This is a genomic window from Tolypothrix campylonemoides VB511288_2, from assembly GCF_045999855.1.
Classification (GTDB): Bacteria; Cyanobacteriota; Cyanobacteriia; order Cyanobacteriales; family Nostocaceae; genus Scytonema; species Scytonema bouteillei_A.
The window spans coordinates 100,366-114,435 of record NZ_JBFPMW010000007.1 but is presented as its reverse complement, the minus strand read 5'-3'; the positions used below and the strand labels follow the sequence as shown (position 1 = coordinate 114,435).

Annotated in this window: 11 protein-coding genes; 10 read left to right on the top strand and 1 reads right to left on the bottom strand. The window is 44.7% G+C overall.

Going from position 1 to position 14,070, the window contains the following annotated elements:
• Positions 1-30: 30 nt before the first annotated feature.
• A complete protein-coding gene (locus AB0756_RS21720; RefSeq protein ID WP_038107478.1) occupies positions 31-2,043 on the bottom strand; it encodes a GspE/PulE family protein in 2,013 nt (670 codons plus the stop codon).
• Between the two features lie 639 nt (positions 2,044-2,682).
• Between AB0756_RS21720 and grpE the strand changes: the two genes are divergently transcribed.
• The 10 genes from grpE (at position 2,683) to AB0756_RS21670 (ending at position 14,022) form a co-directional block, all read left to right on the top strand.
• A complete protein-coding gene (gene grpE / locus AB0756_RS21715; RefSeq protein WP_038107479.1) occupies positions 2,683-3,435 on the top strand; it encodes a nucleotide exchange factor GrpE in 753 nt (250 codons plus the stop codon).
• 223 nt (positions 3,436-3,658) lie between these two features.
• Complete coding sequence (gene dnaK, locus AB0756_RS21710; RefSeq protein ID WP_038107480.1) at positions 3,659-5,620, top strand: molecular chaperone DnaK; 1,962 nt, start codon at positions 3,659-3,661, stop codon at positions 5,618-5,620.
• An 895-nt stretch (positions 5,621-6,515) separates the two neighbouring features.
• Positions 6,516-7,649: a molecular chaperone DnaJ gene (dnaJ, locus tag AB0756_RS21705; protein ID WP_038111957.1), complete on the top strand. Its 1,134-nt coding sequence runs from the start codon at positions 6,516-6,518 to the stop codon at positions 7,647-7,649.
• A complete protein-coding gene (locus AB0756_RS21700; protein WP_038111954.1) occupies positions 7,646-7,903 on the top strand; it encodes a sulfurtransferase TusA family protein in 258 nt (85 codons plus the stop codon). The genes dnaJ and AB0756_RS21700 overlap by 4 nt, the downstream gene beginning before the upstream one ends.
• Positions 7,900-9,033, top strand: a complete 1,134-nt coding sequence (gene rsgA, locus AB0756_RS21695) for a small ribosomal subunit biogenesis GTPase RsgA (RefSeq protein WP_050046821.1) — start codon at positions 7,900-7,902, stop codon at positions 9,031-9,033. The genes AB0756_RS21700 and rsgA overlap by 4 nt, the downstream gene beginning before the upstream one ends.
• A gap of 168 nt (positions 9,034-9,201) precedes the next feature.
• Entirely contained in the window at positions 9,202-9,900 is a 699-nt protein-coding gene (locus AB0756_RS21690) for a Uma2 family endonuclease (RefSeq protein ID WP_167844758.1), read from the top strand.
• Positions 9,901-10,015: 115 nt separating this feature from the next.
• Complete coding sequence (locus tag AB0756_RS21685; RefSeq protein ID WP_167844759.1) at positions 10,016-10,756, top strand: Uma2 family endonuclease; 741 nt, start codon at positions 10,016-10,018, stop codon at positions 10,754-10,756.
• 115 nt (positions 10,757-10,871) lie between these two features.
• Entirely contained in the window at positions 10,872-11,630 is a 759-nt protein-coding gene (locus AB0756_RS21680; RefSeq protein WP_408104006.1) for a Uma2 family endonuclease, read from the top strand.
• 53 nt (positions 11,631-11,683) lie between these two features.
• A complete protein-coding gene (locus tag AB0756_RS21675) occupies positions 11,684-12,253 on the top strand; it encodes a Uma2 family endonuclease (RefSeq protein WP_038089724.1) in 570 nt (189 codons plus the stop codon).
• A 176-nt stretch (positions 12,254-12,429) separates the two neighbouring features.
• On the top strand, positions 12,430-14,022 hold the full coding sequence (locus AB0756_RS21670; protein WP_038089727.1) for a glycoside hydrolase family 57 protein: 1,593 nt from the start codon (positions 12,430-12,432) through the stop codon (positions 14,020-14,022).
• The last annotated feature ends 48 nt before the right edge of the window (positions 14,023-14,070 follow it).

The window sequence follows — 14,070 nt, the reverse complement described above, 5'->3', positions numbered from 1 at the left end:
AGCCATTAGCCATTAGCCATTAGCCATTAGCTAATCCTGAAATCTAGGCGTCATACAGTATGGACAATCAAGCCATTCCGGCTGCAATCCAGCATTGCAAGTTTTACAAGTAAGACCGCTTTTGCGTTTGGCTTTTAACTCTGCTTCTAGACCCGTATCGGTGAAGGTGACTCGTTCTACTTCTTCTAAAGTGGTGGAACCTTGACGTACAAGATCTAAGCTGTAAGCGAGTAGGGTTTTCATCCCTTCTTCCACTGCGACTTCTTTAATACGTTCTGTTGGGGCTTCTTCGGTAATCAGCGCTTGCAGGCGTTCGGTCACTCGCATGACTTCATAAACACCGCAACGTCCTTTATAACCAACGCCGTTACACTCGGGACACACATGATTCTTGGATTTAGCTTCTTGAAGTTGCTCTGCTGAGAGAGTATTCGCTTTGTAAAAAGTGATACCTGCTTCTTGGCTGGCTGATAGCCCGTAGCGTGCTAGTTCCTCTACAGTGGGAGTGTAAGGAATGCGACAATTGGAGCACACACGCCGAACCAAGCGCTGTGCCAATACACCGATGAGGGAGCTAGAAACCATGAAGGATTCAATCCCCATTTCTCCCAAACGAGCGATCGCACCAGGAGCATCGTTTGTATGTAAGGTCGTGAGAACTAAGTGACCTGTTAACGCAGCCTCAATAGCAGTTTTTGCTGTTTCTTTGTCGCGCGTCTCACCCACTAGTAACACATCAGGGTCTTGCCGTAAGAAAGCTCGCAGAGCCGTTCCAAAGTCTAGCCCTTTTTCCCGAATCACTTGTACCTGAGTAATTCCGGGTAAGCTGTATTCAATTGGGTCTTCTACCGTACTGATATTAATTCCGGGAGAGTTCTTTTCTGAAAGAGCGGAATACAGGGTTGTGGTTTTACCAGAACCTGTTGGTCCGGTGACTAGAATTAGACCAAAGGGACGAGCAACCATCTCTTTGACTATATGCAGTGTATCTGGATCTGTAATCAGCTTATTCAAACCCAGTTGTGTTGAGGAGTTATCCAAAATCCGCAGTACTACCTTTTCCCCATAGCGGCTGGGCAAAGTATTGACACGAAAGTCAACCTTGCGTCCCTCAAACATGCGTCGAATTCGTCCGTCTTGAGGTAAACGTCGTTCGGCAATATCTAGATTAGAAATGATTTTGAAACGGGCTGTGACAGCAGGAATGATTTTTTTCGGCAAAGGGTCAAAAGCTTCACGCAGCACCCCATCTTTCCGAAAACGGATGCGTAAATTTTCTTCCTGGGGTTCGATGTGAATATCGGAAACCTTTTCGTGTAAGGCTTTAGCAAGAATTCTATTAACCAAATTAATGACAGGTGCATCTTCAGCCCCTTTCATTGCTGCACCCAAATCGGCTTCGCCGTCTTCGGGTGCTTCTTCCATATTGAGATTTTCTAAATTTTCTAAATCCTGATTGATATCTGTAAATTTTTCCTGCTCTATGTGCTTTTGCCGAACAGCGAGTTCATCCAAATACTGGTTAATGAGTTGTTGGTAGTCCTCTTGGGTAATTACCATGCGCTGCAACGCCAATCCCTGCGGGCGCAAGATCCGGTTTAAGTCATCGGAAGCCTCTAAGTTATCTGGTGCTACCATTGCTACCAAAACAGAGGGTGGGTTTTGGTCATCATGTTTTGCTAAAGGAACCAAGCGATGGCGACGACAAATATCAACTGGAATGAGAGTGTCGATGAGTTGACCAACAGTTGTTTGTCCAACTTGGCTAACTTCCGGATCGAGCGATTCAACACCGTATAGTATTTTGAGTTCAAATAGTTGCTGTTTTTTATACTGTCTGAGTAACTCTGGTGTTAGCTGTCTGCCTGAAATAGTTTCCAATACTTCTGTCAGGGGTCTGCCTGACTTGCGGCTTTCTATCAGCGCTTGTCTCATCTGTTCGCTGTCAACAAAGCCAGATTGCACAAGTTTGTTGCCGAAGGGCGAAAACTCAGCTCTTGTTGTAAGAGCAGTACTGCGCCTCTGTGGTGACGAGTAAGTCATAGTGTATCGTTAGTTGCGAAAACCTCTAACTAGAGTATTCCCAACCTTGAAGACAGAATTGACATCGACACTCAGTAAATTTAATACAAAAGTAAAGATTTTATCTTTAGGTTCGAGCTTAGGGAGTAAGACGTCGGGGTTAGGCAATATGCTTATTGCTCATTATTCAGAACTATGTTGTGGTTTCAGTAGTTTCTAGTAAAATGGAAGAGTTTATATAGTATTTCTACGGTAATGCTTTGTAACTATCAAACGATACAACTCTTGCAACTTAGAAAAAGCTGATAAGCTGTCGTACATAAAATTTGCACCCTTGTGACTTGGAAAAAATAAGTCAAAACCTTCCCCACTCTCCGTTTCCTCCTCTCCCTTGCGATCGATATGAGAAAATTAAAGGCGGCACAGCTTATCCAACCCGGTACTTTTTATAAAAAGTTATCGTAGAAGTAGCAGAAAATTGTACGCGTAAGGATAAATGAAGCTTAACATCCTCACTTTCATTCTATAAATTCTATTTGCGGGAGTGACTTGATACTTTATACTTCATACTTCAGGTGACCGCTTTTTGCTTCAAAAATTTATTATTAGCTGCAAGATGTAGCGATAACCGTAAAATATTGCGTCTGGAAAAAGTACACAATGGTAGACGAAAATCAACAGCAGAACAATACAAATCAGCAATCAGGTGAACTCACTGAGGAACAGCAAACAATGACCGACTCCACAGTTCAAATCAATGCCAATGACACCGGAAATGAGGTGAATCAGCAGTCAGACACTCAAACTGAGACCGTCTTAGAAACAACCGCTGCCAATCAAGACAGCAATGTGACTGCGACTGCTGAGACCACAAGCTATGAATCTAAAGCGAAAGACACTGAACTGACTCAACAAATTGAGTCTCTCAAAGCGCAGCTAGAAGAGCGCAGCACTCAGTATATGAGAATTGCGGCTGATTTTGAAAATTATCGCAAGCGCAACCAAAAAGAGAAAGAAGACTTAGAACAGCAGCTCAAGCGCAATACAATTACGGAATTACTCCCAGTTGTCGATAATTTTGAACGGGCGCGGGCACAAATTAAACCTCAGAATGATGGTGAGATGACCATTCACAAGAGCTATCAAGGTGTTTATAAGCTCTTGGTCGATTGTCTCAAACGTCTCGGAGTTTCCCCGATGCGTCCCGAGGGTCAACCCTTCGATCCAAATCTACATGAAGCAGTATTGCGGGAACCTACGGATGAATATCCTGAAGGAACAGTGTTAGAAGAGTTAGTGCGCGGATATTACTTGGGCGAGCGAGTGCTGCGTCATGCTATGGTCAAAGTCGCTGCTCCAAAGGAAGATACCCCTTCTTCTGAGGACGATCTCTCAAGTTCTGCAAATAGTTGAACAGCTATCAGCTATTTGTCCGGTGTCATTAGTCATTTAGTATTGGTTAACACCTCTTGACTAATGACAGGATTGACATAATTGACCGCAAATAGTGTATCCGCGTACATAATCAAGCCCGAAGTGCGTCAGCGCCTGACCGGTGGGAGCATATCTATAGCTAACACCGGGAATTGCTGCTCAATCCCAGGGAAATAAATACTGTGTAAAGATACCGATATTTATGAGCAAAGTTATTGGGATCGACTTAGGCACTACCAACAGTTGTGTCGCGGTTCTAGAAGGTGGTCAGCCGATTGTTATTTCTAATTCAGAAGGTGGGCGAACAACTCCCAGTATTGTGGGATTTGGAAAGGGTGGCGATCGCTTGATCGGTCAATTGGCAAAGCGTCAAGCTGTGACAAATGCTGAGAATACGATTTTTAGTATTAAGCGTTTTATTGGGCGTCGTTGGGAAGATACTGTTGCAGAACGAGAGCGTGTCCCATACAACTGTGTCAAAGGTAGAGACGAGACTGTCGATGTTCAGATTCGCGGGAGCAATTATACGCCCCAAGAAATTTCTGCCATGATCTTGCAAAAACTCAAGCAAGATGCAGAAAGCTTTTTGGGTGAATCTGTGACCCAGGCAGTAATTACAGTACCGGCGTATTTCACAGACGCTCAAAGACAAGCCACAAAAGATGCAGGTACTATCGCCGGACTTGAAGTCTTGCGGATTATCAACGAGCCGACGGCAGCTGCCTTAGCCTTTGGGTTGGACAAGCAAGACCAAGAACAATTGATTCTGGTGTTTGACTTGGGAGGTGGAACCTTCGATGTATCTATTCTACAACTTGGAGATGGGGTATTTGAAGTCAAAGCCACTTGTGGTAACAACCATTTGGGAGGCGATGATTTTGACAACTGCATAGTGCTCTGGATGGTAGAACGCTTCAAGCAGCAGGAAAGAATCGATTTGACCCAAGATAAAATGGCGTTGCAACGCCTGCGAGAAGCGGCTGAAAAGGCAAAAATTGAACTTTCAAGCATGGGTTCCACTTCCATTAATTTGCCGTTTATCACTGCTAACGAAACGGGTCCCAAGCATCTGGAAATGGAACTCACCCGCGCCAAATTTGAAGAGATGGCAACAAGTCTTATTGAAGCCACCATTGAACCAATGCTTCAGGCGCTTAAAGATGCCGAACTCAAACCTCAAGATATTGACAGAATTATTTTGGTGGGCGGTTCCACCCGCATTCCTGCGGTTCAAAACGCCCTCATGAAATTTTTTAACGGCAAAACTCCCGATCGCTCTATTAACCCCGATGAAGCAGTCGCGCTAGGGGCTGCTATCCAAGCGGGTGTTTTGGGTGGCGAAGTTGACAATCTACTTTTGCTGGATGTAACACCCCTGTCACTTGGAATTGAAACTTTGGGAGAAGTGTTTACAAAAATTATTGAACGTAACACCACAATTCCCACAAGCAAGTCTCAGATCTTTTCTACCGCAGTGGATGGACAAACCTCTGTAGAAATCCACGTCCTCCAAGGCGAACGGGCAATGGCGCGGGATAACAAGAGTTTGGGGAAATTCCTTTTGACAGGAATTCCACCTGCACCCCGTGGCGTACCCCAAATAGAGGTTGCCTTTGAAATTGATGTCAATGGTATTCTCAAAGTTTTGGCACAAGACAAAGGCACGGGGCGAGAACAAAGTATTCGGATTACCAATACAGGTGGCTTGAGTGCCAACGAAGTCGAAAGAATGCGGCAACAAGCGGAAATGTTTGCCGAAGAAGACAAAAGACGCATACAGTTGGTCGAACTTAAAAACCAAGCGGACAATTTGGTCTACAGTTATGAATCGACCATTAAAAGCAATGGCACGGTTGTTAGCGACCAAATAAAAGCCTTAGCTGATGAAAAATTGCTCCGCCTAAAAGCATTGGCTACTGACGAGAACATCTCGGTAGCGGAATTCAAAGAGTGTTTGGAAGACTTCCAGCAAACTTTGTTTAATCTTGGTGCTGAAGTATACAACCGTGCTGGGACTCCAAGTGATGACGCCTCTGAAGAATCAGAAGCGACATTGAAGTTAGAAGAACCTGTCGCCTCGGTCAGTGGAACAGCAACCCCGCAATTTAATTTTGATTTTGAAGACGAGAATACCATGCAGGCTGATTATGAAGCGATAGACTAGTAGGCGGCTAATGGCTAATGGCTAATGGCTAATTGCTGATGGCTAATTGCTACAAACCACTAGCCCTATCTCCTTACGGAGAGCTAGTTGCTGTGAGTTCGGGCTAACCCTCTTATGGCAATGAGCTTGCTAGGCACAAGGGAACTTACTGGTCTCACCGTTCGTAGCGATGAACTCACCATTAGCCCTCCGGGTATCTCCTTACGGAGACGCTATGTGCAAGGCACACGCTTCGCGATGCCGCAGGCTATGCCCGTAAGGGCTGTACGCGTTGCGAAGCTATGCCCGCAGGGCTATACGCCAGTCGCCAGGGCGCGGGAAACCCGCCTATGGCACCTTCGTGCCACGCTGCGCTATCAGCGCTGGACTCACCATTAGCCATTAGCAATTAGCCATTAGCCATTAGCTAAATACGGTTTTCCACACTTTTTGGTGCGGCTAGTACATCTGTAAAATAGGCAGAGTTTTTGTCAAGTACGTAGCACAATGGTAAGGAGGGCAGTACAAAACTGTCACTTTTACTGTTTGCTACTTTGGATGACATCTACTTTTATCTTTGAGTACTGAATTATTCTAGATTATGATAGTCAGTACTGCTTGCTAGGGTTGAAACAGTTCGCTCTCGTTACTTTTCAATCCCAAATCTAAAATCTAAAATCCACGTATCGATATAACCTAGTAGCTTCAACGGCACTTGGCATTGAAAAATTGTTATGGTGATTTTTGTAAAAGGTAAAAGGTAAAATCAAAGATTAAGAAGTTTTAACCCTTGCCTTCTGCCTACTCGAACTTTTGAGAGACGGCAAAGCCCGAAGTGCTCCGCACTTCAGCTAACGCTGCTCAAAGTTCTTTGTTGCCTAGCTGCTTTCTACCTTTTAACTTTCACCTTTGCTATATGGCTCGCGACTATTATGAAATTTTAGGTGTCTCTCGTGACGCCGACAAAGAAGAAATCAAACGCGCTTACCGCCGTTTAGCCCGGAAGTATCACCCAGATGTGAACAAAGAACCGGGTGCAGAGGAACAATTTAAAGAAATTAACCGCGCATATGAAGTGCTATCCGAGCCGGAAACCCGTGCTCGTTATGACCGCTTTGGTGAAGCTGCTGTAAATGGTGGAGCTGGTGTAGGCTTCCAAGATATGGGTGATATGGGCGGTTTTGCCGATATCTTTGAAAGTATTTTCAGTGGCTTTGCTGGTGGTATGGGGGGTACGACGCAAAGGCGTCGCGGCGGACCCGTTCGTGGCGATGACCTGCGGTTAGACCTAAAGTTAGACTTTAGAGAAGCGGTTTTTGGTGGTGAGAAAGAAATTCGCATTTCTCATCTTGAAACTTGTGAAGTTTGTACCGGTTCTGGTGCTAAGCCGGGAACCCGCCCGCGTACTTGTTCAACTTGTAGTGGATCGGGTCAAGTTCGACGCGTAACCAGAACACCCTTTGGCAGTTTTACTCAAGTGTCCACGTGTCCCACCTGTAATGGTACGGGAATGGTCATAGAAGACAAATGTGACGCTTGTGAGGGTAAGGGCGCAAAACAGGTTACCAAAAAGCTGAAAATTACCATCCCTGCAGGCGTAGACAATGGCACCAGACTGCGGATCTCCTCAGAAGGTGATGCCGGTCAGCGTAGCGGTCCTCCTGGGGATTTATACGTTTATTTATTTGTGAATGAGGATGAGGAATTTCATCGCGATGGAATTAATATTCTCTCAGAAATCAAAGTCAGCTACCTACAAGCAATTTTGGGCTGCCGTTTAGAAGTAAACACGGTAGATGGGCCAGTGGAATTACTTATTCCACCCGGAACTCAGCCAAACACGGTGATGAAATTGGAAAATCATGGCGTACCTCGCTTGGGCAATCCCGTAAGTCGTGGCGACCACATGATTACAATATCAATTGATATCCCGACAAAAATTACGGCTGAAGAACGAGAACTGTTGGAGAAGCTAGCTAAAATAAAAGGAGATCGTACTGGTAAAGGCGGTCTAGAAGGATTTTTGGGAAACTTTTTCCACCAACGATGAATCTACCTTCCCTCTCAACTCCTAACGCTCAATTGGACTTACGCGGCACTCCTTGCCCGATAAATTTTGTGCGAACAAAACTCCGTCTCGAGCAAATGCAGCCCGGTCATTTGCTCGAAGTTTGGTTAGATCCAGGAGAACCAATTGAGCAAGTTCCTGATAGTCTGACTGTGGCAGGCTTTCAAGTGGAAAAAATTGAAAATCGTAATGAGTATTATTCTTTGCTAGTCCGCCGTCCCGTACCTGTCTCATGAGAGGGGAAGACCTAGAAACTACTGGGCAGTTATGGGGTACGGTTTTAGCCGTACAGGCTAATTTTTATCGAGTTCAGTTAGATTTGGAAGACAAGGGAGACAAGGAAGATACAGGTAACCCCTCTCCCCATCCCCCCCTCTCCCCATCCCCCCCTCTTTCCTCTCCCCATCCCCCCCTCCTCCTGTGTACCCGCAGAACTCGTTTGAAAAAAATCGGGCAACAGGTTATGGTAGGCGATCGCGTGGTTGTTGAAGAACCTGACTGGGCGGGTGGTAGAGGAGCAATTTCAGAAGTTTTACCCCGTAGAAGTGAATTAGATCGTCCGGCAATTGCTAATGTGGATAGAATTTTGTTAGTCTTTGCCGTGGCAGATCCGCCTTTAGAACCTTACCAATTGAGCCGTTTTTTGTTAAAAGCTGAGTCCACAGGTTTAGACGTGGTTTTATGCTTGAATAAGAGCGATTTGATTTCCACCGAACAGCAAAGAGAAATTAGCGATCGCTTAGCCAGTTGGGGTTACGAACCACTGTTTGTCAGTGTCAATCAAAGTATAAATATTAACAAAATAGCAACTAGTCTTAAAGAAAAAATTACCGTTATAGCCGGACCATCAGGTGTTGGAAAGTCTAGCTTAATCAATGCACTCATTCCCAATGCCAACCTACGAGTAGGAGAAATTTCCGGCAAACTAGCAAGAGGTCGCCATACCACCCGTCATGTAGAACTATTTGAAATGCCAGATGGTGGTTTGCTTGCGGATACTCCTGGTTTTAATCAACCCGACCTTGATATTGCGCCTGAAGAATTAGCAAGTTTATTTCCAGAAGCAAGGCAGAGACTAGCTGTAGAAAGTTGCCGTTTTAGTGATTGCTTGCATAGAGAGGAACCGGAGTGTGTAGTGCGTGGAGATTGGGAAAGATACCAGCACTACTTAGATTTTCTAGAAGAAGCCATCCTGCGTCAAACTCATCTCAATCAACAAGCAGATCCTGAATCAACTGTCAAGGCAAAAACCAAAGGAAAGGGACAGACTAAGTACGAGCCAAAGCTCGAAAGTAAAAAATATCGCCGTGTCTCTCGCAAGACTCAGTTGCAAGAGTTACAAGAGTTATATCGGGACGAGGAATAAGGGGCTTCCAAATCAACTCCCGAACAGCCCTTTATTACTTAAAAACGTAGGGTGAGTGTGGAGTGTCCACCAATAGTGCCAATGCGAATAGCGCTAGCAGCAAGCGGTTTTAAACCGATAACATATTTGATTTAAAAGGATAACATATAAATAAAAGCAAGGTCTTGTATGTCTCAGCCGCTTGCCACCACCTCTGTCGTAAAGGATGATACTCAAGGTATAATTTTTCCACCTGGTGACCTTTATAGCGACGAACCCCCCTTGGAAAGCGATCTACACCGCGAACAAATTGAATTGCTCGTCCGCCTGATAAAGTGGTACTGGCGAGAACGTCAGGATTTTTATGCCACGGGGAACCTAACTGTATATTTTAGCCCCAATCAAAAAAAGTCGGAAGATTTCAGGGGACCAGATTTCTTGGTAGTTTTAGATACAGAAAAGAAAGACCGCAAAAGTTGGGTGGTATGGCAAGAAGACGGTAAATATCCCAACATCATCATAGAGTTGTTATCAGATTCCACTGCGGCTGTTGATAGAGGACTGAAAAAGCAAATATACCAAAACACATTTCGGACTCCTGATTACTTTTGGTTTGACCCAGTGAGTCTGGAATTTCAAGGATTTCACATACTAGATGGGCAGTATCAAGAACTGATACCAACTCCAGAAGGTTGGTTGTGGAGCCAGCAGTTGGGGCTGTATTTGGGAGTGGTGGAGCGAAAATTGCGCTTTTTCACCCCAGATGGACAGCTAGTACTGCTACCGGAAGAGGACGCAAACCAACAACTGGAGCAGGAAAGGCAAAAGGTTGAAAGATTAGCACAAAGGTTGCGAGCCGCAGGAATTGACCCAGATGAACTGGTATAAAACGCGTTCTTGATGACCCTTGTAACGCTTGTATTGGTTTCATTTGCGGTATCAGACAACCTACAAGCAAATGAGTCACGATAGCATACATTTAAACAAAACTAGAATTTTTCTTATGTCTCAGCCGCTTGCCACCACCTCTGTTGTCAAGGATGATACTCAAGGTATAATTTTTCCACCTGGTGACCTTTATAGCGACGAACCCCCCTTGGAAAGCGATCTACACCGCGAACAAATTGAATTGCTCGTCCGCCTGATAAAGTGGTACTGGCGAGAACGTCAGGATTTTTATGCCACGGGGAACCTAACTGTATATTTTAGCCCCAATCAAAAAAAGTCGGAAGATTTCAGGGGACCAGATTTCTTGGTAGTTTTAGATACAGAAAAGAAAGACCGCAAAAGTTGGGTGGTATGGCAAGAAGACGGTAAATATCCCAACATCATCATAGAGTTGTTATCAGATTCCACTGCGGCTGTTGATAGAGGACTGAAAAAGCAAATATACCAAAACACATTTCGGACTCCTGATTACTTTTGGTTTGACCCAGTGAGTCTGGAATTTCAAGGATTTCACATACTAGATGGGCAGTATCAAGAACTGATACCAACTCCAGAAGGTTGGTTGTGGAGCCAGCAGTTGGGGCTGTATTTGGGAGTGGTGGAGCGGAAATTGCGCTTTTTTACCCCAGATGGACAGCTAGTACTGCTACCAGAAGAGGACGCAAACCAACAACTAGAGCAAACAAATCAACAACTGGAGCAAACAAACCAACAGTTAGAGCAGGAACGGCAAAAGGTTGAAAGATTAGCACAAAGATTGCGAGCCGCAGGAATTGACCCAGATGAACTGGTATAAAACGCGTTCTTGATGACCCTTGTAACTCTTGCATTGGGTTTAATAGCGATGTCAGACAACCTACAAGCAAGTGAGTCACGATAGCATAGATTTAAACAAAACCAAAATTTTTCTTATGTCTCAGCCGCTTGCCACCACCTCTGTCGTAAAGGATGATACTCAAGGTATAATTTTTCCACCTGGTGACCTTTATAGCGACGAACCCCCCTTGGAAAGCGATCTACACCGCGAACAAATTGAATTGCTCGTCCGCCTGATAAAGTGGTACTGGCGAGAACGTCAGGATTTTTATGCCACGGGGAACCTAACTGTATATTTTAGCCCCAATCAAAAAAAGTCGGAAGATTTCAGGGGACCAGATTTCTTGGTAGTTTTAGATACAGAAAAGAAAGACCGCAAAAGTTGGGTGGTATGGCAAGAAGACGGTAAATATCCCAACATCATCATAGAGTTGTTATCAGATTCCACTGCGGCTGTTGATAGAGGACTGAAAAAGCAAATATACCAAAACACATTTCGGACTCCTGATTACTTTTGGTTTGACCCAGTGAGTCTGGAATTTCAAGGATTTCACATACTAGATGGGCAGTATCAAGAACTGATACCAACTCCAGAAGGTTGGTTGTGGAGCCAGCAGTTGGGGCTGTATTTGGGAGTGGTGGAGCGAAAATTGCGCTTTTTCACCCCAGATGGACAGCTAGTACTGCTACCAGAAGAGGACGCAAATCAACAACTAGAGCAAACAAATCAACAACTAGAGCAAACAAATCAACAACTAGAGCAAACAAATCAACAACTAGAGCAGGAACGGCAGAAAGTTGAAAGATTAGCACAAAGATTGCGAGCCGCAGGAATTGATCCAGATGAACTGTAAAAATATGATTTTTCCTAGCTAACCCAAACTATACGTGGGAGAGTGAAGCAAGAATGAGTCAAAGAATCACCGAACAAATACGCTGGACAACATCTGATTTAGAATTATTGGCACGTGATGAGTGGAAGCGCTATGAAATTATTGATGGAGAATTATTTGTGACTAGAGCACCTCACTGGGGACATCAACGTGCGACTGGTAATATTCATTTAGAATTACAAAGTTGGTCTAGAACCAGTGGATTGGGTGAAGCTATTCCAACTCCGGGCATAATTTTTACAGATGCTGATAACGTTATTCCTGACGTGGTTTGGATCTCTAACGAGCGCTTGTCCCAATTATTGGATGAAGAGGGGCATTTGACAGGCGCACCAGAATTGATTGTAGAAGTTCTTTCACCAGGAGCTACGAACGAGCGTAGAGATCGAGAAGCTAAATTAAAGCTGTACTCATTAAAAGGAGTTCAGGAATATTGGATTGCGGATTGGCGGTTGCAGCAGATAGAGATCTATCGTAGAGACGCTGCTCAATTGAGACAAATCGCAACTTTGCTCCCAAATGACGAAATTACTTCCCCGCTATTGCCCGGTTTTAGCACTCAAGTCCAGCGCTTTTTTACTTGATCGTATAACTTTTTGAAGTATTAGGAACTAACTGGTCACCAGTTACCGATCGCGGTCGCAGTATTTTGAAGAGTTGGGCGAAAAACTGATACGATCCCCAGAAAGTCTTAAAATACTCTTAAATCTTCCAAATCCCCAACCTTCAATCTACACGTACCACCTCGGAACTATTTATTATGGCTATCGGCTACGTTGCGCTCGTACTCCATGCACATCTGCCCTTCGTTCGTCACCCTGAAAGTGACTATGTGTTGGAAGAAGAATGGCTCTATGAAGCCATTACAGAAACTTATGTACCCTTGCTGAGAGTATTTGAAGGCTTAAAGCGAGATGGCGTTGACTTTAAAATCACGATGAGCATGACACCACCACTTGTGTCCATGCTGCGAGATCCTCTACTACAAGAACGGTACGATGACCACTTAGCTAAACTAGAAGAACTTATAGAACTAGAAATCGAACATAATGCACAGAACGGTCATGTTCGTTATTTAGCGGAGCATTATGCGAGTGAGTTTAACGCAACGCGAGAACTTTGGGAACGCTATAAGGGGGACTTGGTAACAGCTTTTAAGCAGTTCCAGGATACAAATAACTTAGAAATCATTACCTGTGGTGCCACTCACGGCTACTTACCACTCATGAAGATGTACCCACAAGCCGTGTGGGCGCAAATTAAAGTAGCTTGCGAACACTACGAAGAAAATTTTGGACGCCCCCCCAAAGGTATTTGGTTACCAGAGTGCGCCTATTTTGAAGGTTTGGAGCGGATGTTAGCTGATTCAGGGTTGCGCTACTTCCTCACGGATGGACATGGCATTCTTTATGCTCGTCCTCGCCCTCGATTTGGGACTTATGCCCCAATTTTTACAGAAACTGGTGTTGCTGCTTTTGGTCGAGACCATGAATCTTCTCAACAAGTTTGGTCTTCTGAGGTAGGTTATCCCGGAGCACCAGAATATCGGGAGTTTTACAAAGACTTGGGTTGGGAAGCAGAATATGAGTATATCAAGCCCTACATTATGCCCAACGGTCAGCGTAAGAATACGGGCATCAAATATCATAAAATTACCGGTCGCGGTTTGGGGTTGGGTGATAAAGCTCTCTACGATCCTTACTGGGCAAGGGAAAAAGCTGCAGAACACGCTGCTAACTTCATGTACAATCGAGAGCGGCAAGCAGAGCATCTTTATGGTATAATGCAGCGACCTCCAGTGATTGTTTCTCCCTATGATGCAGAATTATTCGGGCATTGGTGGTATGAGGGACCGTGGTTTATTGATTACCTCTTCCGTAAGTCGTGGTTTGACCAACAGACTTACGCCATGACTCACTTAGCGGATTATTTAAAAGCACATCCAACCCAACAAGTTTGCCGTCCCTCTCAGTCGAGTTGGGGTTACAAAGGATTCCACGAGTATTGGTTGAACGAGACAAATACTTGGATTTACCCCCATTTGCATAAAGCAGCAGAACGGATGATTGAAATATCAACTCGCGAACCTGAAGATGAGTTGGAATGGAGAGCGTTAAATCAAGCCGCACGAGAACTGCTATTGGCACAATCCTCAGACTGGGCGTTTATTATGCGGACGGGAACAATGGTACCCTATGCAGTGAGACGCACGCGATCGCACCTCATGCGTTTTAACAAGCTTTATGAAGACGTTAAAATTGGCAAAATCGACAGCGGTTGGTTGGAAAAAGTTGAATTGATGGATAATATCTTCCCCAGTATCAACTACCGCGTTTACCGTCCCTTGTCATAAAAGCAACGCCTGTTATTATGCCCCCTCAGAATGGAATTCTGGGGCTAT

Bases quoted from the DNA above. Each gene is read 5' to 3' on its own strand.
- AB0756_RS21670 (WP_038089727.1), top strand. From the start codon at position 12,430: ATGGCTATCGGCTACGTTGCGCTCGTACTCCATGCACATCTGCCCTTC.
- rsgA (WP_050046821.1), top strand. From the start codon at position 7,900: ATGAGAGGGGAAGACCTAGAAACTACTGGGCAGTTATGGGGTACGGTT.
- AB0756_RS21680 (WP_408104006.1), top strand. From the start codon at position 10,872: ATGTCTCAGCCGCTTGCCACCACCTCTGTCGTAAAGGATGATACTCAA.
- dnaJ (WP_038111957.1), top strand. From the start codon at position 6,516: ATGGCTCGCGACTATTATGAAATTTTAGGTGTCTCTCGTGACGCCGAC.
- AB0756_RS21700 (WP_038111954.1), top strand. From the start codon at position 7,646: ATGAATCTACCTTCCCTCTCAACTCCTAACGCTCAATTGGACTTACGC.
- AB0756_RS21720 (WP_038107478.1), bottom strand. From the start codon at position 2,043: ATGACTTACTCGTCACCACAGAGGCGCAGTACTGCTCTTACAACAAGA.
- grpE (WP_038107479.1), top strand. From the start codon at position 2,683: ATGGTAGACGAAAATCAACAGCAGAACAATACAAATCAGCAATCAGGT.
- dnaK (WP_038107480.1), top strand. From the start codon at position 3,659: ATGAGCAAAGTTATTGGGATCGACTTAGGCACTACCAACAGTTGTGTC.
- AB0756_RS21675 (WP_038089724.1), top strand. From the start codon at position 11,684: ATGAGTCAAAGAATCACCGAACAAATACGCTGGACAACATCTGATTTA.
- AB0756_RS21685 (WP_167844759.1), top strand. From the start codon at position 10,016: ATGTCTCAGCCGCTTGCCACCACCTCTGTTGTCAAGGATGATACTCAA.
- AB0756_RS21690 (WP_167844758.1), top strand. From the start codon at position 9,202: ATGTCTCAGCCGCTTGCCACCACCTCTGTCGTAAAGGATGATACTCAA.